The sequence below is a fragment of the Rhodococcus sp. NPDC059968 genome (genome assembly GCF_042738615.1).
Classification (GTDB): Bacteria; Actinomycetota; Actinomycetes; order Mycobacteriales; family Mycobacteriaceae; genus Rhodococcus_F.
The window spans coordinates 61,393-88,330 of record NZ_JBHWUE010000016.1 but is presented as its reverse complement, the minus strand read 5'-3'; the positions used below and the strand labels follow the sequence as shown (position 1 = coordinate 88,330).

Sequence of the window (26,938 nt, the reverse complement as noted above, 5' to 3'; positions counted from 1 at the left end):
AGATCTTTGCTGTGGCGGCCACCGCGACGGTGGCTCTGGCTGGGTGTGGCTCGGACACGACGGATACTCCGGCACAGTCCAGTGGCGCACCGTCAGCCGGTGACGATCTTGGCGCGTTCCGGGACATATACCGAGAGTTGATCGAAACCAACACCACCGCGTCCGCCGGCAACTGCACGGAGGCGGCGACGAAGATGGCTGATCGACTCAAAGCGGCGGGATATCCGGAAGACGATCTCGTGCAGTTCGTCCCAGAAGATCACCCAAAGGACGGAGGGCTGGTTGCCACGCTGCAGGGATCCGATCCAGCGGCCAAGCCGATCCTGTTGCTCGCCCACATCGACGTGGTCGAAGCCAAGGCTGAGGATTGGGGCCGCGACCCATTCAAGCTCGTCGAGGAGAACGGCTACTTCATTGCGCGCGGCGCAGAGGACGACAAGCAAATGGCCGCTATTTGGGTGGACAGCCTGATCCGATACCGCCAGGAGGGCTTCAAACCCAAGAAGCCCATCCGCATCGCCCTGACCTGCGGCGAGGAGGGTGGCGGCACCGTGAACGGTGCGAAATGGCTGCATGAGAATCGTCCCGACCTGGTCGATGTGGATTTCGTTTTGAACGAAGGTGCTTTCGGAAAGCTCGACGCTGACGCCAAACCAGTATTCTTGGCGGTCGAAGCAGGGCAGAAGGTCTACCAGGACTTCACTCTTGCAGCGACCGACGAGGGCGGCCACAGCAGCCAGCCCCGCCCCTACAACCCCATCGTCGCCCTCGGGGCCGGGCTGGACCGACTGGCGGCCGCACCGTTCCCAGTCCAGCTCAACGAGACCACGACGGCGTACTTCGCCGGACAGGCCCCACTTGTCCCCGGTGAGGTCGGGGACGCCATGCGTGCCCTCGCCGCCAATCCCAACGATGCTGTCGCGGCGGCAACTGTAGCTCAAGATCCGCTGTCCAACGGGATGATGCGAACCACCTGCGTGGCCACCAAGTTCGATGGCGGCCACGCCAACAATGCGTTACCGCAGAACGCAACGGCTAACGTGAACTGCCGTATGCTGCCGGGCAGCAACCCTCAGGACGTCCAGGACGCCATCGTCAAAGCCGTGGCAGATCCCAAGATCTCGGTCACCCCCACAGACCCGTTCTCTACCGACATTGCCAAGGCACCGCCTCTTGCACCGGCTGTCATCGACCCCATCAAAGAGGTCGCAGCGACGATCTGGCCAGGGATCCCGCTGGTACCCCAGATGTCACCGTGGGGGACCGACGCGGCCCAGTTCGGCGACACCCCGGTGTACGGACTCAACGGGCTCTTCGAGCAACCCGGCGAGAGCCACATCCACGGCCTCAACGAACGGGTCCGCGTGCAGTCGCTCTACGACTCACGTGACTTCCTCTACGAACTTGTGAAGAAGTACACCGACGGTGCGTGAGCGCCGCTCAGCGTCTACAAAATTCGGGTCAGCCAGACCACGGTGTAGACGGTGTCTCCACCAAAATGAATCAATCATTGTGATCGAAAGGCTGCCGCCGACGGCCGACAGATCGTCGGCGGCGGCGGACGAAGTCCGATATCGGTTCGACGCACATCGATGTGCACGGACCTCTGGAACTCGCTCCTCCAGCATCCCGGCGGGGTCGAGGTTCTCCACGAGCCGATCCGCAGCGCTTCGGCGCCCGAATCGTGGCCCGCCTTCGGCCGGATCTGCTTCAACGGGAACCCGCACCGCGATCGGATTTCCGCAGGTCTCTCAGGCGGCCCGATATTGAGGGTGTGAAAATTCCATGAACTCTCGTGAGTACCGCCGATGGCGCCAACGACGACGCGCCGCGTGGGACGACGCCCACCACAAACCCAAACATCCTGACACCGAGGCAGAGCGCCTCATCGAATTCGCCCGCATCTGGGCTCCATACGGAGGTGCTACCGAGGAGGAGACCCTTGTCCACTTCGGAATGACCACCGGCCGGTTCATCGAGCGTTTGTGGCAGGTCATCCCCGAATCGAATTGCTCCCAAGAAGAGATACGGAGGTTAGCGAACGCATACTCGCGCCGCCCACAACCCAACAGTTCCCGACGGGTTCGGTAATTCCCTCGACGTTTCGGCTAGGTGGAAGGCCCCGCCAACCGGCGGTCCCACAGACCCATTGCCCAGAATCCAGAATAGGCAACGCAAGCAGGAGAAAATGTGGCACAGCCATCGCGACACCGACATCCTCGACTTCGCGCTTCTCTGGGAGCCCCTCGGAGGGCCCGCTTCGGAACACGTTGCTGCCGCGTTCGCCATCGATATCGAGGACTACCACCGCCGGCTTCGCGCTGCCGCGAAAAGCCAGCTGGCCCTCCTTCAGAACGGTGCCACTTCTCGCGAGCACATCTACGGGTTGTCCGCGATCGCAGCATTTGATCGAGCTCCCATCCGAGCGACCGGATCTTCCTGATCGCAACAACCATATGCGTTGGTGTTTGAGGAGACGCCACTGAGTAGGAGTCCAGGGTCGCCGAGACTGCTGACCGCTCGTCATCCGATAGGAACGCGCGGATTCCACTCGTAACTCATGGGATCCACTATTCGACCACGTGGAGCCGGGCGCCGTATCTGTCTGTCAATTCCTGCCATCATCGCAATGGTCTCGTCGATCCCGCAGTCGACAACCGCACCACGGTCGAGCATCAGCGCCGCGTGATCAATGACTCAAGCATGCTGTGATACATCGCGAGGTAACGCGGACGGTCCAGTCTCGCCAGCACAGCGTTATAGCCGAGATTGCGCTCAACTATGCCCCCCGTCGAAGACGATAGAGAGGCTCCACCCCGGAATATAGGACCAAATAATGACACGCGTCCCACCGCAATGCCGATGACGGGATGGCAGAGGAAAACGCATAGGCAGCCTATCTGCACCAATTCCTCACGCCCATAACAGAAAGAACTCATATTGATCGTGTCAAACCGCCGCGGGGACGTTGGGCGGTACGTCGGGTTGCTAGGTTCGGTTGTCTCGGATGAGGGCGTAGAGGACACCAGTACGTGCCAGACAGATGGTTGCCTGGACCGAGCGATTGCCTGGGTCTCGTTGCGTTGGTAGTAGGCGCGAGAGCCAGGGTCGCAGCGGATCGCGGTGAGCGCGGACATCTACATCACCCGGCGCAGCGGGCGACAGTGGCGGCGACCGACGGGAGATCGACGCTCAAACCCTGCGGCACACCCTTGCCGGCGGCAAGCGTCAGTCCTGGCGGGGGAAGAGTGTCACAATACTCTCCGTGCCCAGCTTATCGATTGTCACGGACACCTATCCGGTGGGCCATTCTGATCGTCATCAATTCCGCTGAGGCGCCCACACGATTCGACTTCGAACTCGTTCTGCCGCGGGGAGTGACGACTTCCAGGCCCCGACATGGAGTCAGTGTCGGAACCTCGAACCGGCAGCCATTGGGAGAGTCAGCAACTGTCGGTCGGCTTGAAAGCCTTCTGCGCAATACGGTCGGCGCCCGGAGCCAACCCTCTATTGCGGCTCTAGCTCCGGGCGAAGCGATCGATGTCCACGGTGAACGCGTCGAGCATGTCCGGGGTCAACGTCGGGCGCATCGCACCAATCACCCCCAGATAATCCTCGGTGCTGGCATGACACCGTCCGCCCGTGTCGATACTGCACTCAAATATTGTCTGCGCCACCATCCGCGCCGCATGCGCCACATCAGCAGGAGTAAATCCGTCCGAGGCAACCACCAACGCGGAAACGTCGACCTGCTCCCCCACCAGATACCGCTCCCACAACGCATACCGCGCCTGCGCATCCGGGGCCCCGATCGGCAACACATAATCGAACCGACCATGCCGCAAAAACGCCTCGTCGAGATCACGCACCGAATTCGTCGCACACACCAGCAACCGGCCCGCCCGCTCCCGAAAACCGACGATCGACTTCAGCAACTCGTTCACCACCCCCACCGACTCCGACCCCGGCCGGCGCCGGGCCGCCACCTCCTCCACCTCGTCGATGAAGACCACCACGTGATTGAGCTCGGACATCGACCCGAACATCTCGCCGATCCCGGCCGCGAGACCGTCCCCGTTCGAGGACAACCGCGACGGAAACAACTCCACGAACGGCCACCCCAGCCGGCTCGCGATCGCCCGCGCGAAGGTGGTCTTGCCCGTGCCCGGCGGCCCGAACAGCACCACCGCCCGCGGCGGTGTCACCCCGTGCTCGGCCGCGAGCACCGACCGGGACAGCGGAAGCACGATCCGCCGCTCGATCAGCGTCTTCTCCTTCGCCATCCCGGCGACCTGTTTCCACAACCCCGCCGGCGGCACCGCCCCACCGAGCCGGGCCAACACTCCCGCGGTCCGCGGGGACACCGTCCCGACCTTCTCGTAATAGGTGATGCCCGCCCGCGCGGTGAATCCGGAATTGGTCAACGCTGCCGCACCGGTCTCCCCGTCCGGCAACAGGGCGCTGAGCCGCCGCACGCCCTTCGCCAGCAACCGGTACTCGAGCTCGGAAATCAGGGCGCTCCCCAACCCCAGCCCCCGCCAATCGGGATCGAGGGAGATCCGGAGGATCCACGCCCGATCCTCATCCACCCGGCTGACCGCGGCACCGATCACCCGATCACCGGCCACCGCCACCACCGCCGGGTGCCGGCCCAGCAAACCGGCCACCATGTCCGACATCGCGAACACCGGGCGTTCAGAGGTCGACGGCGAACTCGCATTAAGTCGCACAACCGATTCCAGATCTTCGCGCACGAAATCGCGAATAGCCCAACCCTCCATCGAAGGCCTCCCAACACTCGCCAGCCAATGCGCACCGTCGACTCCGAGCTCCGCCACGCAGGAATCCGTAGGCGCTGGCCAACGAGCATAAACCCCACACGCACGTCAGTCACCCCTCAACGGCCGAACCGCCCTCCCTACCACTCTCGGGCATCTACCGGAAGGACACATCCAGAAATCACTGGAAATCGATAGGCAGTGGACCTGCGTTCCATGAACCGAGGCGTAGCCGCAAATCATCACGGACTCAGAGTGAACGGCCCACGGTATGCGGCGACCGCCTACTTGGCAGCGACGCACTCGACCTGCTCTCCCCTGCGCGCCGGGGTCGTCCTGGTCGTCGATGCCGCCCGGCCGCTCCTGGCGCAGCCACATTCCGGACCCCCTTGCCCGATTCGTTCAGGTTGGGGTGCGGGTGCTGTCGTCCCGAATCTGCACGCCAACGGCGTCGTCACCACCGCGCGGGCGATCTGCGGATCGGCCGACGCCTCGCACAGCTCGACATCGCCGACGAGCCGTGCTCACGACCACGACCCGACAACCGTCGCCTCGGTGCGTGTTCATCAACGGATCGACGAGAACACCGAAGTCGATCAGGTTTCCTCGACATCGCCGCCTTCGTCTGTGCGATCGGCCGGGCCGTGCCCTGCGTGCGATCGGGGCCGGGCTTTCTCGACCGGAAGTCGATCAAGAGCCACGGCGGATGGTATTCCTGCACTGTCGTCGGCGGTGTTCCGTGAGGCGGGCAGCACAGAACTGAGTGAGGCGCTCAGATCGCAGCCGACAAGGCAGCGAATTCGTCGTCGGTAAGCTTGATCTCGCTTGCGGCGATGTTTTCCTCCACATGTGCAACACGGGCGGTGCCGGGGATCGGCACCACTACTGGGGAGCGGCGCAGCAGCCAGGCGAGCGCTAGTTGAGCCGGGGTTGCCGCGTGTTCTTTCGCGGCTGCGTCGAGCGGACCGCCCGGCCGGGCGAGTTCACCGGTGGCGATGGGGAACCACGGGATGAATGCGATGTTGTTTGCTACCGCGTGTTCCAGCACGTCCTCGGCCTTTCGGTTGGCGAGGTTGTACAGGTTCTGCACTGACACGATCTCCACCAGTTCAGCTGCCTGCTTCAGCTGGTCTACGGTGACCTCGGAGACTCCGATGTGCCGGATTTTGCCTTCCTGCTGCAGTTCACGCAAGGCACCGAGTTGGTCGGCGAGTGGCACGTCCGGGTCTATGCGGTGCAGTTGGTAGAGGTCGATGTGGTCGACGCCGAGGTGGCGCAGGCTCAGGTGCAGTTGTTGACGCAGGTACTGAGGTCGGCCGAGCGGCTGCCAGTCGGCGGGCCCCGAGCGGGTTTGCCCGGCCTTCGTGGCGATGACGAGGTCATCGGGGTAGGGGTGCAATGCTTTTCGGATCAGCTGTTCACTGACGAACGGGCCGTAGGAGTCGGCGGTGTCGATGAAGTTCACTCCGAGTTCGAGGGCTCGGCGCAGGACACGGACGGCTTGGTCGGGATCAGACGGGTCGCCCCATACGCCTGGGCCGGTGATCTGCATGGCACCGTAGCCGAGCCGGCGGATAGGCAGATCACCGCCGAGGAGGTGTGTGCCGGATGCGGTGGCGGGTTGTGCGGTTGTCATGTGCTAGTTACCTCGGGTCGTGGGGGGAAAGTCGTTCTTGTTTTTTGGGTTTCGACACGGCGGACGATCCTGGTCGATCGATACTGTGGTTGATCGGGCTGGGTGCGCCTCCAATGCGCTGGTTCTGCGTGACCGCAGGGCCGTGTGGTGGTCGCGGCAATGATGGGGGCGGGTCTGGCCCTGCACCGGCGGCCGATAATCGGTGGGTGGCCGTCCTGTGGGTGCCGATCGCGAGGATTCCTGGCCGTGGCGAGGAGGACGAATCCACACCGTCCAGGTGCGTCGGCGGACGTTGCGGCACAAGGAAAGGTTGGCCGGGAGAGCAAGTACCACCACGGTCCCGGTCGGAATCACACGCCCTGCCGAGCACTGGCCGTTCGGGGGCCCGGCGACAGGCTTGTCGTCCACCGGTTCCACCGCGCGCGCAGTGTCGTCTCGGTGTATTCGTGTCGGAATAGGCCGCGGCGCCGCAGGATCGGCACGACTTCGTCGACGAAGATTTCCAGCCCGGACGGGAAGGCGTCGGGCATGATGTTGAACCCGTCGGCCGCGCCGGCGCGGAACCATTCCTCGATGGTGTCGGCTACTTGTTCGGGGGTGCCGATGATGCGGCGGTGCCCGCCGGCGCCGAATTCGCGCATCGCCTCTCGCAGGGTATAGCGGCGTCCTTGGGCGATGAGGCGTTCGCCGATGCCGCGGACGATCGATTCACGGAAGCCGAGTGACGCGGCGAATGTGTTCGGGTTGTCGGGGTCGGTCAGGGCGTCTTGCGGGAAGGGTTCGTCGATCGGGTAGCCGCTGAGGTCGTGGCCTAGTTGTCGGCCGAGGACGGTGAGTTCTTGGTTGGGTTCCTGCAGTTCGCGTGCGGTTTCGTAGCGCTCGACCGCCTCGGCGTGGGTGCTGCCGATGACGGTGATCAGTCCCGGCAGGATGGCGATGTCGCTGCGGGCGCGGCCGTGGCGTTGGGCGATCTGTTTGACGTGTTCGTAGTGTTCGGTGCCGGCTGCGAGGGTGGTTTCCGCGGTGAAGACGGCGTTGGCGGTGCGGCCGGCGAGTTCTCGTCCTGCGGGTGAGCCACCGGCCTGGACGATCAGGGGATGGCCCTGTGGTGAGCCGTCCAGCGGTAGTCGGCCGTTGAATTCGAAGAATTCGCCGCGGTGGGTGATCTCGCGGCCGTCGATGGCCGCCTGCCACAGCGACAGCACCACATCGACGAATTCGTCGGCGCGCCGGTAACGCGATGAACGGTCCGGGTTGGCGGGCAGCCCGAAGTTGGCGCCGGCACCCGCACTGGCGGTGGTGACCGCGTTCCAGGCGGCGCGGCCGCCGCTGAGGTGGTCGAGAGCCAGGGTGCGTTCGGCGAGCTCGACGGGGTCATTGTAGGTGGTGGACAGGGTGCCGATGAGCCCGATCCGGCTGGTGGCCGCGGCGATGGTGGCCAGGATGGTGGTGGGTTCGAGTGACCGGTTGTCGCGATAGAAGGTTTTGCCGAGTGGGTCGACGGACATCGATGGATTGTCGGCGAGGAACACCGCGTCGAGGGTGCCTCGTTCCGCGAGGCGTCCGATGTCGGCGAAATAGTCACCGCTGGCGATGGAAGTCTTGGGCAGTTCGGACAATTGCCAGGCGGCCGGGCTGATTCCCAGGTCGAGGATGTTGGCGTTGAGGATGACGTGGTCGCCGGTCATGAGATTCTCCTTCACACCGGCGCGAAAACCGGGCGTAGACGCTGTGGTTCAAGTTCGCTGCGCCGCGTGATATCGAGGTACTCGCGCAGTGTTTGCCGGGTGGTGCGCGTTCGGACCAGGTCGGTTCCCACCAGTTCGGGCAGGATGTGCTCGACGAAATTGTGAAGGTCAGCGATGTCGACCCGGACCAGCACGCCAGACACGGCGGCCGGGGCGGCTGCCAGTTCCTTGACCAGGGACAGCAAGTCGGGTTGGCGGCCGTCGACTCGCACATGCGCGGTCACGGTGGCCGGCAGTTCGGTTGCCGCAGAGGCATGGTCAGAGGCGGTTACCACCGCGACGTCGGCCACGCCGGCGGCCTCGGACTCGCCGGTCCGGTAGTTCCAGAACACGACCGGCTCCCCCTGCGGTGTCGTCGGCACGTTCAAAGGGCCGGTCGTCGCGAATACTCCGGCGTGGTCGGCGTAACGCACCTCGGCCTGCGGCGGGCGGGGGGACGGGGCATCGAGGGTGAGCGATTCGATGGGCCATGTCCGCCACAACGCGCGCACCGCGGCGGTGGCATCGGCTAAAAGTGACGCTCCGGGTAGTGCGGTAGGCTCTGCCCAGGTCCCGTGTTCGGGCGCGCCGAGGACGATGCTCTGGTCGCTGCGGATAGCCAGCCAGCCTGCCCGCCCACCCGAGATGTGATCGAGGGATGCGGTGCGGCGGGCGATGTTGTACGGGTGGTCACGTTGCGGGGAGGCGGCGGCGACGATACCGAGTCCGTAAGTACGGCGCGCGAAGACGGTGCCGACGAGCAGCGGGCTCACCGACGCCGCGGCGTATGTACCGCGATCGGCGCCGAGCACGACGTAACCGATCCCAGCCTCATCGAGCAGTTCGGGCACCCGGTCGAAGCCGTTGCCCACCGCGTGGGCAAGTTGATCATCCGGAATTTCGACACCCAGAACCAGGGTGGTCATGTCCCATCTCTCTTTCAAAGTTCGTCAGCGGCTCATCGATCCGTCCCAGCCAGAAATGCCGCGTCGGGCGCAGAACTCACATGAGCAGGGCCGCCATTTCCACCCCGAGGGCGGAAAATCAGTATAATTTGCCGGTCACGATAAACGACGAAGTGGACGGGAGCGCTCCCGCCTCAAACGCATATGTGTGATCTACCGCACGCGTCGACCCACTTATCCAACACGCTTGCCGCACCGAATAATACGCGACTCCGATCGTACAGCGCTCCAGGGGCCCCTCGTTTAAATCATCATGATCGTAGGAGCTGGGCAGCCGATATTTCTCGCGTACGCTCACCCCCGCGATGTCGAACGTAAAAGCAGTAAATCGAATAGCCCTCATAGTGGCGACAATTCTGGCAATGGTGACCACCACAGCAGCGTGCGCCGGGCCACGCAGCGGAGACGGACGCGCAACTGGCGTCCCTGCGGCGGCGGGAGATCCAGTCGATGACGGGGTCATCGAATACGGTCACGAGCAGGAGCCGCCGTGCGCGAATGGCGGGTGGATCCATAACGCGTATCTGGATCGGCAGTATCTGGACAGCCTGGTATCACTGGCCGACGACGGTACCGTCGTGCCGTGGCTGGCGACCACCTGGGAGATCTCCCCGGATCGCCGTAGCTACACCTTCCACCTCCGTCAGGACGTCACGTTCACCGATGGCACCCGCCTCGATGCGGCCGCGGTCAAATACAACTTCGACTACAACCTCGACCCCCGCACCCAAAACAGCTCGGTCGTCGGTTATCTGGGCCCGTATTTCGCTTCTGGTCAGGTCGTCGACGACTTCACCTTCCGGCTGGAGCTCGAGTCCGCGTACGAGCCGCTTCTGACCGTGGTCTCCCAACCCTGGTTCGGGATCCAGTCGCCGACGGCCTTGGCGCGCGGCCCGCAGGCCAATTGCACGGCGCCCATCGGGTCGGGACCGTTCATCTTGGAGAAGTGGGAGCGGAACAAGGCGATCACCTTCGTCCGCAATCCGAACTACAACTCCGCACCCGCGAATGCACGTCATCAGGGTCCGCCGTATGTGAAGAAGCTGATCTGGAAATTCTTGAAGGATCCGGTGCTGCGATACGGCTCGCTGACCAGCGGCTCCTCAGACGTCATTTACAATGTCCCGGCGGTGAATTGGGCTGATGCGGCCGAGAGGTTCCAGGTGCGCCAGTTCGTCATCGGCGGGCGCCCCAACACCGTCACCCTCAATGTCACGCACGCGCCGTTCGACGACATCCGGGTACGGCAGGCGTTCGCGTGGTCGGCCGACCGCCGCGCCGCGGTGCAGGGCGCGTTCCTCGGGGTGGTGCCCTACACCCCCAACGGGGCGCTCAGCCCGGCCACCACCGATTACGATCCCACCCTCGACGACGCCTACCATTACGATCCGGCGCGAGCGCAAGCACTGCTCGACGAGGCCGGCTGGACTGGGCGCGATGAGCAAGGAATCCGACTCAAAGACGGTGCACCGTTGCAGGTTTCACTGATCTACCCGGCCGGGGCCGTCGTAGGCCCGGAAGGCGAGGCCGTCTTGCAGGACCTCGCAGTCCAGGCGCGGCAGGTCGGTTTCGACGTGCGCTTGGTGCCGGCCACCCAAAGCGAATGGTTCGGCGGGAAATACTCGGCCGCCGACGCCTACAACGCGACACTTGCCTATTGGGTCAGCCCGACCGCGGCCCTGCTGTCCATCCCGTGGCGGCAGCGGCTGGGCCCCAACCCGAACACCAGCAACATCGCGTACTACAACGACCCGCTGTTGCAGCGGGCCATCGAAAGTGGCAACGCCGCCACAGATCCCGTCGACAGGAACCGCAATTATGCTGCCGCCCAACGCATCGTCTCCGACCAGGCCCTCGCGCTCGGACTGTACGCCCAGACCACCTCACTCGCGGTGACACCACGCCTGCACGATGTGTGGTTAGAGAAGACCCTGGGCGGGCCGATCTTCGCCGACGCGAGGTTCGTCCAATGACCACCACCGACGCCGCCGCCGCTACCCTGCTGCCGACGCCACGACGGCGTCGGCGCCCACACGCCGCCAAATCGTGGATCAACAAGATCGTCGGCGCAGTCGTGGTGCTGTGGGCGGCGGCCACTGCGACGTTCCTGCTCCAGGCGCTGGCGCCGGGCGACCGCGCAACACTGCTGCTCAATCTCGCGTCCGGCCAGAGCCGCCAACGGACACCGGAGGAAGTGGCGCCGGTCAATGAGAAATTCGGGTTCACCGATCCGCTGGCCCGCCAGTACCTGCATTATCTCGGTGGGATCCTGCGCGGTGACCTGGGCACCTCGTACCAGCTGCAGCGGCCGGTGGCTGCGGTAATCCTCGACCAGATCGCACCCACCCTCGCGTTGACCGTCACCGCGCTGGTGGCGGCCTGGCTGATCGTGATCGCGGCGACCGTGCTCAGCGCCGGCCGGCCCGGCCCGCTGGGGGGACTGTCCAGCCTAGCGGAGACCGTCGCCGCCGGCGTACCCCACTACTGGCTCGGGATCATCCTGCTAGTGGTGTTCGCGATCAACCTCGGCTGGTTCCCCGTGGAAGGCGGCGACAGCCTCAAAGGTCTGGTGCTACCCGCTCTGACCCTCGCGATCCCGCTGGCCGGCTTCCTCGGCCAGGTGACAAGAGCGGAATTCACCCGCGCGCTCGAACAACCACACGTGCTGTCGGCACGGGCGCGTGGACTCGGTGACACCGCCACCCGGTTCCGGCATGTGCTGCGCCACTCGCTGATCCCCGCGCTCAGCATCTCCGGATGGGCGATGGGCGCACTGTTCGGCGGCGCCGTCATCACCGAAACGATCTTCGCCCGCGCCGGTATCGGACAAACCTTGGTCACCGCCGCGCAATCACGGGATGCGCCGCTGGTCAGCGGCATCGTCATCGTCATCGCCGCGGTCTACGTGATCGCGAACCTGGTGGTGGATGTCGTGTACACCGTTGTCGACCCAAGGATCTCCACGTCATGAGCACCGTGAGCACCCGAACCCACACCGAGAGCACTCGAACCCGCATCACCCGACCACCGGCGGTAGTCCTGCTCGCTGCCGCGGTCCTGGCGGTCGCGGTGTCGGCCGCCCTCGTGCCGGATTTCCTGGCCGGCGACCCGGTCGCTGTCGATCTCGACACGGTGCTGTCCCCGCCGTCGTGGCAGCATCCCTTCGGCACCGATCTCTCGGGCCGCGACCTCTACGCCCGGGTCGTCCACGGTACGCGGGACTCGCTGCTCATCGGGCTCGGCGCCACCGCGGTCGGGCTGGCGATCGCCGCGCTCCTCGGATTCACCTCCGCCTTGGCACCGAAACCCGTCGCCGCGGTCGTCAACCGGTTCGTCGAGGTGCTGTTCGCGTTCCCGACGATCCTGCTGGCACTGCTGCTGCTCAGCGTTTTCGGCCAAGGCCGCGCAATGCTGATCATCGCTGTAGGGATCGGCGCCGCCCCTGGCTACGCCCGCATCATCCGCGGTCAAGTCCTCACCGTGCGCGGCTCCCCCTACATCGAGGCCGCCGGCGCGCTCGGGCATTCCCGATTACGGGTGTTCCGCCAGCACCTCGTCCCCAACGCGATGCGCCCCATGGTGATCATCGCGACACTCGGCGTCGGCCAAACCATCGTGTGGGCCTCCGGACTGTCATTCCTCGGCCTCGGGGTGCCGCCGCCCGCGCCGGAATGGGGCGCCCTGCTCAACGCCGGCCGAACATTCATCACCCACGCCTGGTGGCTCGAAGTGTTCCCCGGCCTGGTAATCGTCGCGATCGCCCTTGCCGCGACCACGCTCGGTCGCCACATCGAACGACGTCTGGAAGGACAATCATGACCGAACCGCTGTTGCGGGTGCAGAACCTGCACATCAGCTTCGGAGACCAGCCCGTGGTGCATGACGTTTCGTTCACCGTTCACCCCGGCGAGTGCCTGGCAATCGTGGGCGAATCCGGATCCGGAAAATCAGTCACCGCACGCACGCTGATCGGTCTCACCGGACCCGGCTCCACCGTCGCCGCCGACGCCGTGGAATTTCGCGGCGAATCGTTGCTGCCCAAGAGTGAGCGGGAATGGAAGAAACTGCGCGGCAAAGACATCGGCTTCGTCCTGCAGGACGCTCTCGTCTCGCTCGATCCGCTACGGCCGGTCGGCCGCGAAATCGAGGAAGCATTGTCGGCCCACGGCTACGGACCACGCACACGCCGACGCGCCCGAGTGTTGGAGTTACTCCAGCTGACAGGCGTGCCACAGCCCGAACTGCGCTCGCAGCAACGGACCGATCAGTTGTCCGGTGGACTGCGGCAACGTGCGCTCATTGCCGCGGCACTGGCCCTCGACCCGCCCCTGCTGATCGCCGACGAGCCGACCACCGCATTGGACGCGACCGTCGCAGCACACATCCTCGACGTACTCGCCGCAGCCAAGCGACGCGGCAAAGCGATCATCCTGATCAGCCACGACCTGTCGGTGGTCGCACAGATCGCCGACCGCGTCGCCGTGATGCGCGCCGGTGAAATCGTAGAATCCGGCGATACCGCCGATGTCCTGAGTCAGCCGCACCACCCCTACACTCGAACGCTGCTGGACTCGATTCCGTCGAGCGCCTCCAAAGGCACCCTGCTGGTAGACCGCACCCCGCTCGCCCCCGCAGCTCCCCCGGCCCCCGGGGCACCCCCCGCGCTCGCTGTCCGCGGATTGCGGAAGATCTTCTCCACCCACGGCGACGACAAGCCCATCGGCGTCCACGACGTCGCCTTCGAACTGGCCGCGGGGACCACGCTGGGCATCGTCGGGGAATCCGGATCGGGCAAGACCACCACCGCCCGCATGGTGCTCGGTCTGTTGCAACCGGACTCGGGGACAGTGGAGCTGAACGGAACACCATGGTCGTCGCTGTCCGAACGCGACAAACGCGGCCGACGCCATGAGATCTCGGTGATCTACCAGGACCCACTCAGCTCCTTCGACCCCCGCTGGAGCGTCGGGCGGATCCTTGACGACGCCCTCGGTGCCGCCGCCGTGCCCCGGCTCGAGCGCGAGGAGCGCATCACCGAACTCCTCAGCCAAGTGCAGCTGCCCTCCTCGGTGCGCAACCGGACACCGATACGGCTGTCCGGTGGGCAACGCCAACGCGTCGCCATCGCCCGGGCCCTCGCCGGTCGACCATCGGTGATCGTCTGCGACGAACCCGTCTCCGCACTCGACGTCTCCGTCCAGGCACACGTGCTGGACCTGCTGACCACCTTGCAGGCCCGCACCGGGGTCGCCCTGTTGTTCATCTCCCACGACCTTGGTGTCATCCACCACATGAGCGACCGCATCCTTGTCATGAAGGACGGCGTCATCGTCGAACACGGCGACGCCGACCAGGTCTTCGAGCGACCTGAGCACCCCTACACTCGCGCACTGCTCGACGCGATTCCTCGCCTGGCATCGCCCTCGATCGCCGTCGCCTAGTCACAGCGACCGCACAGACGGTCGATTGTTGGGATACCGGGCTTCGCCGGATCGGCGCCTGGGGCACTGCAGAATTCAGTCCGCGGTAGCGGGACATCGCAATGTCACGCAGGCTGACAGGCGCTGCATGCTTCGCTGCCGCCCCTCCACCGGAACTCCGGGTTCACCGGTTCTCAGTCCCGTTGAGCGCAAGGCCTGAAGTCAGCCTTTGCGTGGTCGTGGATAAACAACGTTCGTCACGGCTTTGACGAGGGCGCCAGTTGTGTCTGCGCTGGGCGCTTTTTCGGTGACGAGGTCAGCGATCGGTTCCCAATCGCACACCACGGCATCGGCTATTCGTCCGTCTTTCGAACTGTCGGCGAGCAGGACGTTGCGGTCGGAGTTCTCGATGACCGTCCGACTGAGGGAGGCGTAGTCGACTTTGTAGTCGGTCACGCCGCGGCCTCCCGACATACCACTGCAGCTGATGAAGGCCAGGTCGTAGTGGTAATTGCGGAGGAACTCATTGGTGACGGTGCCGCTGAGCGAGGGCTCCTCGAACTGCACGAAGCCGGGTGCGACCAGAACCTTGACGCGTTCGGAACGAAGCAGTTCTGTGGCGACCAACATCGACGATGTGACGACGGTCCCGATGAATGTTCGGCTGATCGCGCGGGCGAGCTGCTGGGTGGTGGTGCCCGCGTCGATGAACAGGGTGCGCTCGGTGGTGATGAGTTGCGCGGCGAGCATGCCGATCGTGCGCTTGGCGGCTGCGTTGATCGTGGTTCTGGTGTTGTGAGGTTGTTCTGGCGCCGGGGGTTTGGTGAGGCTGACTGCGCCGCCGTGTACGCGCCGGAGGAGCCCCCGATTCTCCAGCTCGGCGAGGTCGCGTCTGATGGTTTCGGTCGACACGCCGAGCGCTCTGGCGGCATCCAACGCCGACAGGGTGGAATTCGCCTCGACCTGCGCCAGTATTTGTCGGTGCCGATCTTGCGAGAACACTCGACCGTCCTTTCGATCATTACTGGGCGCCGGCGGAGTGGTTGCGCGCACCCACCCCCACGGGTGAGTGCGGCGCAACCACACGCGGCACGTCACATTATGCTCGCCGCCCGGCGATTGGCGCGTAGGTGACGGTCCATTCCGGAGCGGGATCGTCGCGCCACGGATAGATGGTTGTGGGCAGCCTGGTGAACGGCAGACGCATCAGGTCCGAACTGGCCGCGCCCGGTGTATCGGCTTCGACGATGGCGCCGGCGAAGGCGCTGTAGCCGGCCCGGAACGACGTCGAGGCCTTCACCACGACGAGGTCGTACAGCGTCGGTTCGATGCCGTGTGCCCGGTAGAGCTGGGGGTCGCCGTTGCCGGCCATCCATTCACACACCACGACATCGAGATTGCCGAAGGTCAGGACCGCGGTGCGTCCGATGCGTTGTGTCATGCCGCGTCCGGCGGGCCCCTCCTGGCGGAAGACGCCGTCGTGCAGTGACTTCACCCTCGCCTCGCCGGTGATCGACGTCGACGCCGGGTTTCTGGTGGCCCCCAGGGTGAACTCGGCGGTGGCACCGACGCCGAGCTCGTGTGCCTTGCGTGCGGCGGGAGCATCGTTGACGACGGACGCGGCGCGGATGTTTCCGCCGATCGCGAGGATCTGTTCGGCGACGGCCATGTTGTCGCCGGATGCGCCCGCATTGCAGGAGTCCGCGGAGTCGACGAGGATGATCGGCTTCGGCTGGGATGTGTCTTTTGCCAGGGCGATGACGTCGTCGATCGTGGCCAGGCTCGACTTGAACTCGTATCGTTTTCCGTAGAGGAGCTCGGCTAGCTCGGTCGCGTACCTGGCTGCGTCCTCGGCGTTGTCCGCGACCGCGATCGCGGCGGAGTTCGGTTCGGGAATGTCCAGCCAGGGTTGCATCTGGTAGACGGTGAAGTCGAGGATGCTGCCGGCGTCGCGCAAGGTGTGTCCGTGGTCGATGACTTCCTTGAATGCCCCATCGAGGGTGTTGTAGGACGCTGCGGGCGCGATCATGGGGATGGGTACCCACGCGGTGACCGGGCGAACATCGCTGGCGATGGCGTCGATCCCGATTCGTGCTGTGCGGTAGCCAGTTTCGAAGTGATCGACATGGGGGTAGGTGAGATACCCCAGGATCACGTTGGCGTGTTCGACCAGCGTCTGTGAGATGTAGGCGTGAAGATCGGTCGCGACGGCGATGACCGTGTCGTTCCCGACGAGTGCGCGGATGCGTTTGGTGATTTCGCCTTCTGGGTCGTCGAAATCGGTTGTCATGAGGGCACCGTGAAACGACACGAAGATTCCGTCGAGCCCGGGGTTGGCTTCGATCTGCGGAATCAGTCGACTCAGGTAGTGGTCCATGACGGCCTGCTCGGCTACGCCTCCGCTCTGACTGGCCATGACGGTTCCGCAGATCACCTCCGGCTCGAGTGATGACTCGTCGAGGGCTTTAAGAAATCCTCCGATCGCACAGGGTTGATCGGTGAAGGTGTCGCGGACTGCCTGCCCCTCGTACTCGCCGGTGTGGTGCCAGAACTCCAGGCTCGACAGTGTGGGGTTGAAGGAGTTGCTCTCCTGCCGGAATTCTGTGAGCAGGATCTTCATCAGTAGTTTCCGTTCAGGTCGGTGTGCACGTCCTGCAGTGCGTCGTGCAGCTTGAGGTAGGTGTCGTAGTTGCGGTCGTAGACGTCACGATTCGCGGGGTTCGGCTGGTATTGCTTCTGGATGCGCACCGCGTCGGCGACGGCGTCGAGGTCTTGGATCCAGCCCAGACCCAGTGCGGCGCAGTAGAAGGCGCCCAGGGTTCCCGTGTATCGCGGAGCGTCGGGAACCTGCACCGTGATCTGCAGGACGTCGGCCAGGATCTGCATCCAGACATCGCTGACCGCTCCGCCGCCCACGACGCGGATGGTTTCCGGTCGGGTACCGGTTCGCCGCGCGTAGTCGTCCAGATTGCGGCGGTGGGTGAAACAGACGCTTTCCATCATCGCTCTCGCCATGTGCCGGCGATCCGTGCTGGTGGTGAGGTTGATGAACATGCCTTTGGAGTTCTTCGACAATGGGGCCAGTTCGCCGGTGAGCCAGTGGGTGGCCAGCACGCCGTCGCTGCCGGGTGGGACTTCCTCGACGTCCTTTCCGATCAGGCTGTAGATGTCGCCGTTGAGGACGGACCGTTCGACGCGGTAGAGCTGGTCGACGAGCCAGTCGAGAGCGAGGCACCCGGTTTGCAGCGCGAACGTGGCGCCCTCGGTCTTGCTGTTGACGGAGAAGTACTGTGGCGCGTCGAGCTGGAAACGGTCTTCGATGAGGCTGACGAGCCACGAGGAGGTACCGAAGTAGATGTGCGCGTCGCCGAGCTGGGCTCGGCCGACGCCCCAGGTGATGGCGACGAGGTCGCCGAAACCACCGAAGACCGTCGTGCCCTTCCGAAGCCCCAGCCCTTCGGCGGCGCGGGCGGTGAGCGTGCCGACCGCGTCCGTCGCCTCCGTGGCCGGCGGGAACTTGTCGAGATCCTCGGTCAGACCGGCCGACTCGAGAACGGCCGCGTAGTAGTCGTTCAGTCTCGGATTTTGCGACCGGATCAGATCGTCGGACGGCTCGGTACCGATCGCGCCCGTTGCTCGGAACTTCAGAAACGAGTTGAGACCGAGAATGTGGTCGGAGCGGCTCCACAGGTCGGGCTCGTTCTCCTTCATCCACATCAGGCGTGGCCAAAACTCCTGGCCGGTACCGACGAACGAGCCGTGTGTGGCGTTCAGCCGCGCGGCCTGTTCGGTTGCTCGGTAATCCATCCAGATGATGCTGTCGCGGACGACGTTGCCGTCGGCGTCCACACCGATGATGTTCTTCCACGGGGCGACGAAAACCGCCGCGTGTACGTCGACGGGGCTGGCCGAGCTGCGCCGCAGAACCGCCTGGCTCGTCGCGCACACGTGCTCCCAGATCTCCTCGGGATCTTGTTCGGCCCACCCTGGATGGGGTTGGTTGACCTGGTAGGTGGCTCCTCCCTCGGCGATGATGCGTCCGGTGCGATCGATCAGCGCAGCCTTGAGGGACGAGGTTCCGATGTCGAAGGTCATCACATATTCAGGCATTGATCTCGGCTCCGTTACTGGGTGCGACGACGTTCGGGGTGACTCGACGTCGGGCGCCGAGCACGAGGTTGATGACCAGGCCGATGACTGCGGCGGCCGCGGTGACGTACCAGGCCACGGTCCATCCGTAGGACTCGGCCAGCATCGGCACCCACACCGGGGCGATGATGCCGCCGGCGCCGGCGATGAGGATCACGAGGCCGACGGCTGGGCCGGCGGCCGCGGAGCCGAGCAGGTCCGAGGGCAGCGACAGTCCCGGACCGTTGGTGGCTGGGACACCCCAGCCTGCGATGACCGCAACGAGCAGCGCCAGTCCGAAGCTCAGCGGGGCAAGGTGGGGAATGAGTGCGCAGCCAACGGCTCCGACGAACAGTGCGATCCAGGCGTTGGTGAAGGTGCGGGCGCGTAGGGGGCCCATCCGCCGGACCAGCTTGTCCGAGACCCATCCGCCGAACGGCGTCGACACGACCGCGATCAAGCCGTTGAGTAGCACGACTGTGCCGACCGCACCCGAAGAGAAGCCGATGGAGTACAGATACTGGGCCAGGTAGGCATACATGCCGTAGCAGTTGAAGAAGCAACAGAATGTTGCGGCGCCCAGCAGCCACAGCCGCGGGTCGGTGTACACGCTGCGATGGGATGCGGTCTCCGATGTCGTGGCTTCGACTGCGGTTTCCTCGTCGAGCGGGGGCGCGTCCTTGACCAGGGCGAGGAAGGCGATGGCTCCGACGACGGTCAGTGCGGTGATGACCCAGAATGTGCCCTGCCAGCCCAGGACTGGGTTCAGTAACCCGGTCAGGTATCCGCCGAGCGCCGATCCGAGTCCGATCGCCCCGAGCAGGATGCCGACCGCCAGGCCGCGCTTCTTGACTGGATACCAGGCGCTGACGATCGCGCACATGAGGACCACCATGCATCCCCAGCCCTGCACGAAGCGCAGCGCCAGGATGACCGGGTAGCTCGGTATCACCGGTATGAGCGCCGACGCGATCAGAAATGCGGTGATCACGTAGAGGAACATTCGCCTCCACCCGAGCTTCGGAATCCACTTGCCCTGGACGAAGCCCCCGATCGCGTACCCGGCGATGAGCGCTGCGGACCCGAGCTGGATTTTGCCGGGTGTGAGGTCGAAGGTGGTGGCCAGTTCGTTGACGGCCACGGACCACGAGGTCAGCGACATGTATACAAGCGAGAGCATGAGTGTCGTTCCGACAAGCGCTGCGGTCTGTCCTGACCGACTGGTTCTAGTCATGTTCGATGATCCTCTGCCGAACCGGCGGATATCGGTACCACCGGTGATGGGAATGCATCCACCAGCAATCGAGGCCTTATGTGAAGCGCATCGTGCGGATGGTTGCACTGTTTTCCAGGTCACATCAATCCTCGGCCCATGTGGGAAATCATTCAATTTTTGTGGGAATTTGTGCGTTTAAGTCGTGGTGCGCGCCACACTGGCCTTCGGTTTCCCGGGTGGTTTCGCACGGCGGAGCGCAACTCTTTCCGCGTCCGCCACCGAGTGCACACCTTCCGTGACGGCCCAGTCGTCGATCATCCACGGCCTGTCGGAGCCCCACCGCTCGAGACGACCCTCACGCACGCTTCGGGTTCACGCACGCACTCCTGCCGGGCCCAGACCGTGCCCGTAATCGGGGCCTGACCGCGAGCGATGCGGTGTCACGTGCAACAGGTTCGGTCCTCGTGTGGCCCAGTTCTCATTTTCGGGTTGACTGCAGACGGGCGAAATAGCACACTTGCAGTCATATCCAGTCAGTCATCCACAAGGACGGTCACAGATGCTTCCCGTTGAACGCCACAAGGCCATCGTGAACGCTCTCGATTCCGCCGGCGTGGTCAGCACTGAGGGGCTGGTGCAGCTGCTGGGCGTTTCGCAGGAGACTGTCCGGCGTGATCTCGCGTTGCTCGAGGAACGCGGCACACTCCGGCGGGTGCACGGCGGGGCCGCGAGTGTCGTGGCCCGAGGCGGTGAGGAGCCGTCCTTCACCGAGCGCTCACAGCTCGAACACGAAGCCAAGGCCGAACTCGCCCAGGCGGCGGTCAGCTTGATTCAAACCGGTCAAACCATCGTGATCGACATCGGCACGACCGCGGTCGAGGTCGCCCGTGCGATTCCGCACAGCTTCCGCGGAACGGTCGCGACGCCGTCACTGCTGGTTGCCGCGGAGCTCGCCGAGCGTCCCGACATCGACCTGCTGGTCTGCGGCGGTCGGGTTCGGAGAGGCGATCTGGCGTGCGCGAATGCTCACGCCAAGGCGTTCTTCACCGATTTGTATGCCGATCTGGCGTTCGTCAGTTCCGGTGGGCTCGACGCGGAGATCGGATTGACCGATTTCCATCTCGACGAGGTCGATGTCCGCAAGACGATCCTCGCCAACAGCGCGCACAGCTACGTGCTCGCCGATTCCTCCAAGATCGGCCGGGTGGCTCCGCACCGGGTGTGCACTCTGGACAACCTGGATGGCCTGATCACCGATTTCCCTGTGGCACAGGACATTGCCCAGGCATTCGAGGACGCCGGCGGGGTGATCTTGACGGCGTGAGTGCGGCGGAAGCCACCGCCCGAAATGAAGGCGGGCGACGTTGCAGCGTCGCCCGCGGGATCGAACACCCAACTCCAGTCAGAAAGACGATCCATGAGTCATCATTCCACACCCTCAGATTCCGCTGGTGTCGGTGAGTTCGGCTATACCGAGTCCCTCGAGCGCTCTACCGGCCGGTTCGCCTCGTTCGCTGTTGCGTTCGCGTTCGTCTCCATCGCTACCGGCATCTTCACCACGTACGGCAGTGTGCTCACTACCTCTGGTCCGCTCGGGATCTGGACGTGGCCGATCGTGGTCGTCGGACAGCTGGCGGTCGCGTTGGTCCTGGGGTCTCTCGCCGCCCGCATCCCGGTGACCGGTTACGCCTATCAGTGGGTGTCGCGGTTGGCCAATCCGGTGCTCGGATGGATCACGGGGTGGATCTCGTTCACCTTTTTGGCCATCGTTGTAGTGGCGGTCGACTACACCGTCGCCGCCACCGTGCTGCCCGCGTTGTTCGAGTTCCACGGCACCCCCACCACCAGTTTCGTCATCACCGGCATCGTGCTGATCCTGCAGGGCCTGTTGGTGGGTTTGTCCACCAAATGGACCGAGCGGGTCAACAATTTCGCGGTCACCGCGGAACTGATCGGGATGGTGGCACTGGTCGCGTTGCTGCTGATCGTGGGCGTCGTCGCGCACAAACTCAACGTCGGCAATCTCTTCGAACGTGGGGACATCCCCGCCGAGGGGTACTGGAGCTTCGGTACCGCCACCTCGGCCGGGCCGTGGATGATGGGATTTCTGCTCGGTGCGTTCACCATCGTCGGCTTCGAGTCTGCGGCCAACCTCGCCGAGGAGACCAAACGGCCGGAGGTCGTGGTGCCGCGGGCGATGTGGCAGGCCGTGCTCGCCTCCGGCGGGTTGGGCTTTCTGCTCCTGCTCGCGGTCACCGCATTGACCGACGACCCGGTCGCGCTCGCGCAGTCCGGGACACCGGTCGCCGACGTCATCCGCTCGGTGCTGGGCTCCTACGTCGGGACCGCGTTGCTGGTGCTGGTCGCGGTCGCCATCTTCGCCTGCGGGCTGGTCATCTTGATGACCGGTGTGCGGTTGGTGTGGGCGATGTCGCGCGACGAGCGCTTCCCTGCCTGGCAGTACCTGCACAAGGTCTCGCCGCGGTTCAAGACCCCGCTCAATGCGACCGTCCTGGTCACCGTCGTCGCCGCACTGATCCTCGGGATCTTCTCCACCCGCACCGACGCCCTGTTCAATCTGTTCGCCGCCGCAACGTTGTTGCCGTCGATCATCTACGCCGTCACCGTCGCGCTGTACATCGTCAAGCGGCGCTCACTGCCCCCAACCAACGGATTCCAGTTGGGGCGCTGGGAAATTCCCGTCCTCGTCGTCTCGGTCGTATGGTTGGTGTTCGAACTGTCCCTCTTCCGCGACGCCTCGTTCCGCGACCCGTGGCTGTACGTATTGGTCATGGTCGTCCTCGGGGGCCTCTACCTCGGATTCCTCCTGCTCACTCGCGGGACCCACGGCCTGCGTATGCCTGAAATGCGGTCGATCGACGCCGAACTCGACGCCACCGCAACCAAAGAAAATGGATTGGAGTCGGCGAAATGACCGTCCTCGCCATCGACCAGGGCACCTCGGGCACCAAAGCGGTCGTCCTCGACCCCGAGGAAGGAGTGGTCGGGGTCGCCGAAGTCCCGATCCACCCGCACTACCTCAACGGTGGTGGCGTCGAGCAGGATCCGGGCGAACTGCTCGAATCGGTCCTGCAGGCCGGACGCACCGCCATCGCGGACGCCGGCCGCCCCGTCGACGCCGTCTCCCTGGCCAACCAGGGCGAGACCGTCCTTGTATGGGACCCGCGGTCCGGCAAGCCGCTGACGCAGGCCATCGTCTGGCAGGATCGGCGCGCCGAAGGACTGTGCCGGGACCTCGACCCCCACAAGGACGAGATCGCCGCCCGCACCGGGCTCGTGCTCGACTCGTACTTCTCCGCCCCGAAGATGGCCTGGCTGCGCCGCAACGTCGAGACCGCAGGCGTGGTCACCACCTCCGACAGCTGGCTGATCCATCAGCTCACCGGCGCCTTCGTCACCGACGCCTCGACCGCGAGCCGCTCACTGGCCGTCGACCTCGACGGAGTCGACTGGAGTGGCGAGCTGCTGGCACTATTCGGCCTCGAAGGCGAACGCCTCCCGCAGATCGTCGCCAACGACGCCCTGGTCGGCACGACGTCGGCGTTCGGTGGCGACATCCCGGTCGGTGGCCTGGTGGTCGATCAGCAGGCCGCCCTGCTCGCCGAGGGATGCCTCGATGCGGGAATGGCCAAGTGCACGTTCGGGACCGGCGCATTCCTGCTCGCCAACACCGGCACCAGCGCGGTACGGTCCGGTTCCGGACTGACCTCGTCGGTGGCCTGGCGCACCGGGGGCACGACCTCCTACTGCATCGACGGGCAGGTCTACACCGCGGCCTCCGCCATCCGGTGGCTGTGCTCGCTGGGGATCATCAACAGCGCCCACGACCTGGACTCGGTCGCCGCGGCCGACAGCAACGGGGTGTTGTGCGTGCCCGCACTGGCCGGTTTGGCCGCGCCGTGGTGGCGTTCGGATGCCACCGCGTCGCTGGCGGGGATGACGCTCTCGACCGGCCGCGGGCACGTGGTCCTCGCCGTTCTGCAGGGGATCGCCGCCCAGGTCGGCGAACTGATGTCGGCGATCGAATCCGACATCGGCACTGAACTGGTGCGGCTGCGGGTCGACGGCGGCCTGACCCAGTCGAAGGTCCTGATGCAGGCCACCGCGAACATCCTGCAAATTCCCGTCGACGTATATCCCTCCGCGCACGCAACCGCGCTCGGCGCCGCCGCCCTGGCCGAGCTGTCCCTGAACCCCAGCCGCGGCGTGCGTGACGTCGTCCCGGCCTGGGATCCCGCCTCGACCTACGAACCGCAATGGGGCCCGGACCGGGCCGCCGAATTCCGCACGGCATGGCGCGAGCTCGCCGCCACCACCTACAACTCTCAGGAGTCATTGTGAACACCCCGCCAGTCCACGACGTAGTCGTCATCGGGGCGGGCATCGTCGGATCGGCGATCGCACGCGAACTCGCCGGCTACGAGCTCTCGGTCGCCTTGCTCGACGCCCGCGCAGATGTCGGTGACGGCACCAGCAAGGCCAACACCGCCATCTTGCACACCGGATTCGACGCCAAGCCCGGCACCCTCGAATCGAAGATGGTCAGCCGCGGCTACGAACTGCTCTCCGAGTACTCCGGTCAGACCGGCATCCCCGTCGAGCACACCGGCGCCCTGCTGGTGGCGTGGGATCAGGAACAGCTCGACGCGTTGCCCTCGCTCAAGAAGAAGGCCGAGGCCAACGGCTACAAGAAGTGCCGGATCATCGACGCCGACGCCGTCTACGCTCAGCTTCCCCACCTCGGGGAGGGGGCCCTCGGCGCCCTGACCGTCCCCGACGAGTCCATCATCTGCACCTGGACCACCAACCTCGCGCTGGCCACCGACGCCGTCAACCGCGGTACCGCCCTGCTCACCAGTCACGCCGTCGGTGCGATCGAGGTCGGTGACGAGGTGACCACCCTGCACACCGGCGGTGGCCTGGTGCAGGCGAAGTGGGTCGTCAACGCCGCCGGACTCGGCGCGGACGTCCTCGACGAACAGTTCGGATACAAGCGGTTCACCGTCACCCCTCGCCGCGGCGAACTGCTCGTCTACGACAAGCTCGCCCGTCCGCTCGTCGACAAGATCGTCCTGCCGGTTCCCACCGCCCGCGGCAAAGGGGTGCTGGTCTCCCCCACCATCTACGGCAACGTGATGCTGGGCCCGACCGCCGAGGACCTCGACGACAAGACCGCCACCGGCACCTCGCAGGCCGGCTTCGACTTCCTCCTCGACAAGGGCCGGAAGTTGATGCCGCAGCTACTCGACGAGGAGGTCACCGCCACCTACTCCGGCCTGCGCGCGGCCACCGACCACGGCGACTACCTCATCGAAGCGGATTCCGACCAGCGCTACCTGCTCGTCGGCGGCATCCGCTCGACCGGACTGACCTCGGGAATGGCTGTCGCCGAGTGTGTTCGGGATCGGCTCGAGGACGCCGGCCTGAAACTGGTGACCAGATCCGAGCTGCCCGCACCTCCGCGGATGCCCAACATCGGCGAATCCTTCACCCGCCCCTACCAGGACGAGAAGAAGATCGCCGCCGATCCCGCCTACGGCGAGGTGGTGTGCTTCTGCGAGCGCGTGACCAAGGGCGAGATCCGCGACGCCTTCGACTCGGTCATCCCCCCGTCCGGGCTCGAAGGGCTGCGGCGCCGCACTCGCGTGATGAACGGCCGTTGCCAGGGATTCTTCTGCGGCGCGGAGGTACAGAGCCTGCTCGACCAGCGCGGACAAACGCCCTGCGGGCGTGAACGAAACAGCGCCCCCCAGACGGGCACGATGAAGCAGGAGATCGGACGATGAACACCGCTGTGACCACCGACGTCGCCATCGTCGGCGGCGGACCAGCAGGACTGACCGCGGCGGCCGAACTGGCCCGAGACCGGTCCCGCAGCGTCCTCGTCCTCGACCGCGAATCGGTTGCCGGCGGCATCCCCCGGCACTGTGACCACCTTGGCTACGGCATTCGGGACATGAAGACCTTCATCACCGGCCCCGCCTACGCCCGCAAGCTCGTGGACAAGGCCACCGCTGCCGGCGCCCAGATCCGCACCAACGCCACTGTCACCGGCTGGGCCGGGGACCGCGCCCTCGAAGTGACCTCCCCACAGGGACGCCTGACGGTCGATGCCCGCGCCATCATCCTGGCCACCGGGGCCCGCGAACGCCCCCGCCCCGCCCGGATGATCCCCGGGGACCGCCCATCCGGGGTGTACACCACCGGGCAGCTGCAGAACCTGGTCCACCTCCACCACCGCAAGATCGGCACACGCGCGGTGGTGGTCGGCGGCGAGCTGGTCAGCTGGTCGGCGGTGCTCACCCTCAAGCACGCCGGATGCAGCACCGCCCTGATGACCACGACGTATCCCTCGCCCGAGTCCTACGGCGTGTTCAACCTCGCCGGCAAGTCCCCCATCCTGGGCGTCGACGTCGCCACCCGCACCCGGGTCACCAACATCATCGGTAAGCCCGCCTTGCGGGCGGTGGAAATCGAGAACATCGACACCGGGGAACGCCAAATCATCGACTGCGACACCCTGGTCCTGACCGGCGACTGGATCCCCGACCACGAACTCGCCCGCATCACCGGCCTCGACATGGATCCGAAAACCAAAGGCCCCCTTGTCGACACCGCGCTCCGCACCAGCCGTGACGGGGTCTTCGCCATCGGTAACCTGCTCCACCCCGTCGACACCGCCGACATCGCCGCCCTCGACGGCCGGCACGTGACCGAATCAGTCCGTAACTACCTCGGCGGCCGCCCACCGGTACACGACGGTGTCCGAATCCTGACGGATGCTCCACTGCGGTGGATCTCCCCCGGAGTGCTCCGCCCCGGCGACAGCGCCCCCGCCCGCAACCGGCTGCTGCTGTGGACCGACACCCTGGTGCGGATCCCGAAGATCGTGGTCCGACAAGACGGCAAGATCATCGCCCGCAAGACCCTCCTGTGGCCGGCCTCGCCCGGCCGCGTCTTCCGGGTGCCCTCGAGCGTCCTGGACAAGGCCGACACCCGCGGCGGGCCCGTCACCGTCTCGCTCGGCTGATTCCCCTCGAACCCGGG

Annotated in this window: 19 protein-coding genes and 1 pseudogene; 11 read left to right on the top strand and 9 right to left on the bottom strand. The window is 65.3% G+C overall.

Annotated features, from left to right (window positions below; all coding sequences use genetic code 11):
* The first annotated feature begins 2 nt into the window (after positions 1-2).
* Positions 3-1,433, top strand: a complete 1,431-nt coding sequence (locus ACFWAY_RS16255) for a M20/M25/M40 family metallo-hydrolase (protein ID WP_378511277.1) — start codon at positions 3-5, stop codon at positions 1,431-1,433.
* 755 nt (positions 1,434-2,188) lie between these two features.
* Positions 2,189-2,443, top strand: coding sequence for a hypothetical protein (locus tag ACFWAY_RS16250; RefSeq protein ID WP_378511245.1), 255 nt, complete (start codon positions 2,189-2,191; stop codon positions 2,441-2,443).
* A gap of 545 nt (positions 2,444-2,988) precedes the next feature.
* Here ACFWAY_RS16250 and ACFWAY_RS16245 read toward each other — a convergent pair.
* From ACFWAY_RS16245 to ACFWAY_RS16225, 5 genes and pseudogenes are all read right to left on the bottom strand, one after another.
* Positions 2,989-3,162: pseudogene (locus tag ACFWAY_RS16245) on the bottom strand (IS110 family transposase); the annotation flags it as partial.
* Positions 3,163-3,518: 356 nt separating this feature from the next.
* Complete coding sequence (locus tag ACFWAY_RS16240) at positions 3,519-4,781, bottom strand: ATP-binding protein (protein WP_378511244.1); 1,263 nt, start codon at positions 4,779-4,781, stop codon at positions 3,519-3,521.
* Positions 4,782-5,550: 769 nt separating this feature from the next.
* Positions 5,551-6,414 (bottom strand): aldo/keto reductase, encoded by an 864-nt coding sequence (locus ACFWAY_RS16235; RefSeq protein ID WP_378511243.1) that lies wholly within the window; start codon positions 6,412-6,414, stop codon positions 5,551-5,553.
* Between the two features lie 350 nt (positions 6,415-6,764).
* Positions 6,765-8,102: an LLM class flavin-dependent oxidoreductase gene (locus ACFWAY_RS16230; RefSeq protein WP_378511242.1), complete on the bottom strand. Its 1,338-nt coding sequence runs from the start codon at positions 8,100-8,102 to the stop codon at positions 6,765-6,767.
* An 11-nt stretch (positions 8,103-8,113) separates the two neighbouring features.
* Positions 8,114-9,067 (bottom strand): LLM class flavin-dependent oxidoreductase, encoded by a 954-nt coding sequence (locus ACFWAY_RS16225; protein WP_378511241.1) that lies wholly within the window; start codon positions 9,065-9,067, stop codon positions 8,114-8,116.
* A gap of 401 nt (positions 9,068-9,468) precedes the next feature.
* On the opposite strand from ACFWAY_RS16225, the gene ACFWAY_RS16220 reads away from it, so the two are divergent.
* The 4 genes from ACFWAY_RS16220 to ACFWAY_RS16205 are packed head-to-tail and all read left to right on the top strand — an operon-like array spanning position 9,469 to position 14,547.
* Positions 9,469-11,079 carry an ABC transporter substrate-binding protein gene (locus ACFWAY_RS16220; RefSeq protein ID WP_378511240.1) on the top strand — a complete coding sequence of 537 codons (1,611 nt, stop codon included), beginning with the start codon at positions 9,469-9,471 and terminating at the stop codon, positions 11,077-11,079.
* Positions 11,076-12,077 carry an ABC transporter permease gene (locus ACFWAY_RS16215; protein WP_378511239.1) on the top strand — a complete coding sequence of 334 codons (1,002 nt, stop codon included), beginning with the start codon at positions 11,076-11,078 and terminating at the stop codon, positions 12,075-12,077. Before ACFWAY_RS16220 ends, ACFWAY_RS16215 begins: the two co-directional genes overlap by 4 nt.
* Complete coding sequence (locus ACFWAY_RS16210; RefSeq protein WP_378511238.1) at positions 12,074-12,925, top strand: ABC transporter permease; 852 nt, start codon at positions 12,074-12,076, stop codon at positions 12,923-12,925. Before ACFWAY_RS16215 ends, ACFWAY_RS16210 begins: the two co-directional genes overlap by 4 nt.
* Positions 12,922-14,547: a dipeptide ABC transporter ATP-binding protein gene (locus ACFWAY_RS16205; RefSeq protein WP_378511237.1), complete on the top strand. Its 1,626-nt coding sequence runs from the start codon at positions 12,922-12,924 to the stop codon at positions 14,545-14,547. Before ACFWAY_RS16210 ends, ACFWAY_RS16205 begins: the two co-directional genes overlap by 4 nt.
* Before the next feature lie 201 nt (positions 14,548-14,748).
* On the opposite strand, the gene ACFWAY_RS16200 is transcribed toward ACFWAY_RS16205, so the two are convergent.
* From ACFWAY_RS16200 to ACFWAY_RS16185, 4 genes are all read right to left on the bottom strand, one after another.
* A complete protein-coding gene (locus ACFWAY_RS16200; protein WP_378511236.1) occupies positions 14,749-15,528 on the bottom strand; it encodes a DeoR/GlpR family DNA-binding transcription regulator in 780 nt (259 codons plus the stop codon).
* Between the two features lie 97 nt (positions 15,529-15,625).
* Positions 15,626-17,146 carry a M81 family metallopeptidase gene (locus ACFWAY_RS16195; RefSeq protein ID WP_378511235.1) on the bottom strand — a complete coding sequence of 507 codons (1,521 nt, stop codon included), beginning with the start codon at positions 17,144-17,146 and terminating at the stop codon, positions 15,626-15,628.
* On the bottom strand, positions 17,146-18,636 hold the full coding sequence (locus tag ACFWAY_RS16190) for an FGGY-family carbohydrate kinase (protein WP_378511234.1): 1,491 nt from the start codon (positions 18,634-18,636) through the stop codon (positions 17,146-17,148). The genes ACFWAY_RS16195 and ACFWAY_RS16190 overlap by 1 nt, the downstream gene beginning before the upstream one ends.
* Positions 18,629-19,888: a nitrate/nitrite transporter gene (locus tag ACFWAY_RS16185; protein ID WP_378511233.1), complete on the bottom strand. Its 1,260-nt coding sequence runs from the start codon at positions 19,886-19,888 to the stop codon at positions 18,629-18,631. Before ACFWAY_RS16185 ends, ACFWAY_RS16190 begins: the two co-directional genes overlap by 8 nt.
* A gap of 541 nt (positions 19,889-20,429) precedes the next feature.
* On the opposite strand from ACFWAY_RS16185, the gene ACFWAY_RS16180 reads away from it, so the two are divergent.
* From ACFWAY_RS16180 to ACFWAY_RS16160, 5 genes are all read left to right on the top strand, one after another.
* Positions 20,430-21,194, top strand: a complete 765-nt coding sequence (locus ACFWAY_RS16180) for a DeoR/GlpR family DNA-binding transcription regulator (protein ID WP_378511232.1) — start codon at positions 20,430-20,432, stop codon at positions 21,192-21,194.
* Between the two features lie 93 nt (positions 21,195-21,287).
* Complete coding sequence (locus ACFWAY_RS16175; protein ID WP_378511231.1) at positions 21,288-22,805, top strand: amino acid permease; 1,518 nt, start codon at positions 21,288-21,290, stop codon at positions 22,803-22,805.
* Positions 22,802-24,232, top strand: coding sequence for an FGGY family carbohydrate kinase (locus tag ACFWAY_RS16170; RefSeq protein WP_378511230.1), 1,431 nt, complete (start codon positions 22,802-22,804; stop codon positions 24,230-24,232). The genes ACFWAY_RS16175 and ACFWAY_RS16170 overlap by 4 nt, the downstream gene beginning before the upstream one ends.
* Positions 24,229-25,677: an NAD(P)/FAD-dependent oxidoreductase gene (locus tag ACFWAY_RS16165; RefSeq protein WP_378511229.1), complete on the top strand. Its 1,449-nt coding sequence runs from the start codon at positions 24,229-24,231 to the stop codon at positions 25,675-25,677. Before ACFWAY_RS16170 ends, ACFWAY_RS16165 begins: the two co-directional genes overlap by 4 nt.
* Positions 25,674-26,921, top strand: coding sequence for an NAD(P)/FAD-dependent oxidoreductase (locus ACFWAY_RS16160; protein ID WP_378511228.1), 1,248 nt, complete (start codon positions 25,674-25,676; stop codon positions 26,919-26,921). Before ACFWAY_RS16165 ends, ACFWAY_RS16160 begins: the two co-directional genes overlap by 4 nt.
* Positions 26,922-26,938: the final 17 nt, after the last annotated feature.

Excerpts from the sequence above, each read along its gene's own strand:
- ACFWAY_RS16185 (WP_378511233.1), bottom strand. The coding sequence starts at position 19,888 with ATGACTAGAACCAGTCGGTCAGGACAGACCGCAGCGCTTGTCGGAACG.
- ACFWAY_RS16195 (WP_378511235.1), bottom strand. The coding sequence starts at position 17,146 with ATGAAGATCCTGCTCACAGAATTCCGGCAGGAGAGCAACTCCTTCAAC.
- ACFWAY_RS16230 (WP_378511242.1), bottom strand. The coding sequence starts at position 8,102 with ATGACCGGCGACCACGTCATCCTCAACGCCAACATCCTCGACCTGGGA.
- ACFWAY_RS16225 (WP_378511241.1), bottom strand. The coding sequence starts at position 9,067 with ATGACCACCCTGGTTCTGGGTGTCGAAATTCCGGATGATCAACTTGCC.
- ACFWAY_RS16210 (WP_378511238.1), top strand. The coding sequence starts at position 12,074 with ATGAGCACCGTGAGCACCCGAACCCACACCGAGAGCACTCGAACCCGC.
- ACFWAY_RS16160 (WP_378511228.1), top strand. The coding sequence starts at position 25,674 with ATGAACACCGCTGTGACCACCGACGTCGCCATCGTCGGCGGCGGACCA.
- ACFWAY_RS16180 (WP_378511232.1), top strand. The coding sequence starts at position 20,430 with ATGCTTCCCGTTGAACGCCACAAGGCCATCGTGAACGCTCTCGATTCC.
- ACFWAY_RS16240 (WP_378511244.1), bottom strand. The coding sequence starts at position 4,781 with ATGGAGGGTTGGGCTATTCGCGATTTCGTGCGCGAAGATCTGGAATCG.
- ACFWAY_RS16170 (WP_378511230.1), top strand. The coding sequence starts at position 22,802 with ATGACCGTCCTCGCCATCGACCAGGGCACCTCGGGCACCAAAGCGGTC.
- ACFWAY_RS16250 (WP_378511245.1), top strand. The coding sequence starts at position 2,189 with ATGTGGCACAGCCATCGCGACACCGACATCCTCGACTTCGCGCTTCTC.
- ACFWAY_RS16215 (WP_378511239.1), top strand. The coding sequence starts at position 11,076 with ATGACCACCACCGACGCCGCCGCCGCTACCCTGCTGCCGACGCCACGA.
- ACFWAY_RS16235 (WP_378511243.1), bottom strand. The coding sequence starts at position 6,414 with ATGACAACCGCACAACCCGCCACCGCATCCGGCACACACCTCCTCGGC.
- ACFWAY_RS16205 (WP_378511237.1), top strand. The coding sequence starts at position 12,922 with ATGACCGAACCGCTGTTGCGGGTGCAGAACCTGCACATCAGCTTCGGA.
- ACFWAY_RS16175 (WP_378511231.1), top strand. The coding sequence starts at position 21,288 with ATGAGTCATCATTCCACACCCTCAGATTCCGCTGGTGTCGGTGAGTTC.
- ACFWAY_RS16220 (WP_378511240.1), top strand. The coding sequence starts at position 9,469 with ATGGTGACCACCACAGCAGCGTGCGCCGGGCCACGCAGCGGAGACGGA.
- ACFWAY_RS16190 (WP_378511234.1), bottom strand. The coding sequence starts at position 18,636 with ATGCCTGAATATGTGATGACCTTCGACATCGGAACCTCGTCCCTCAAG.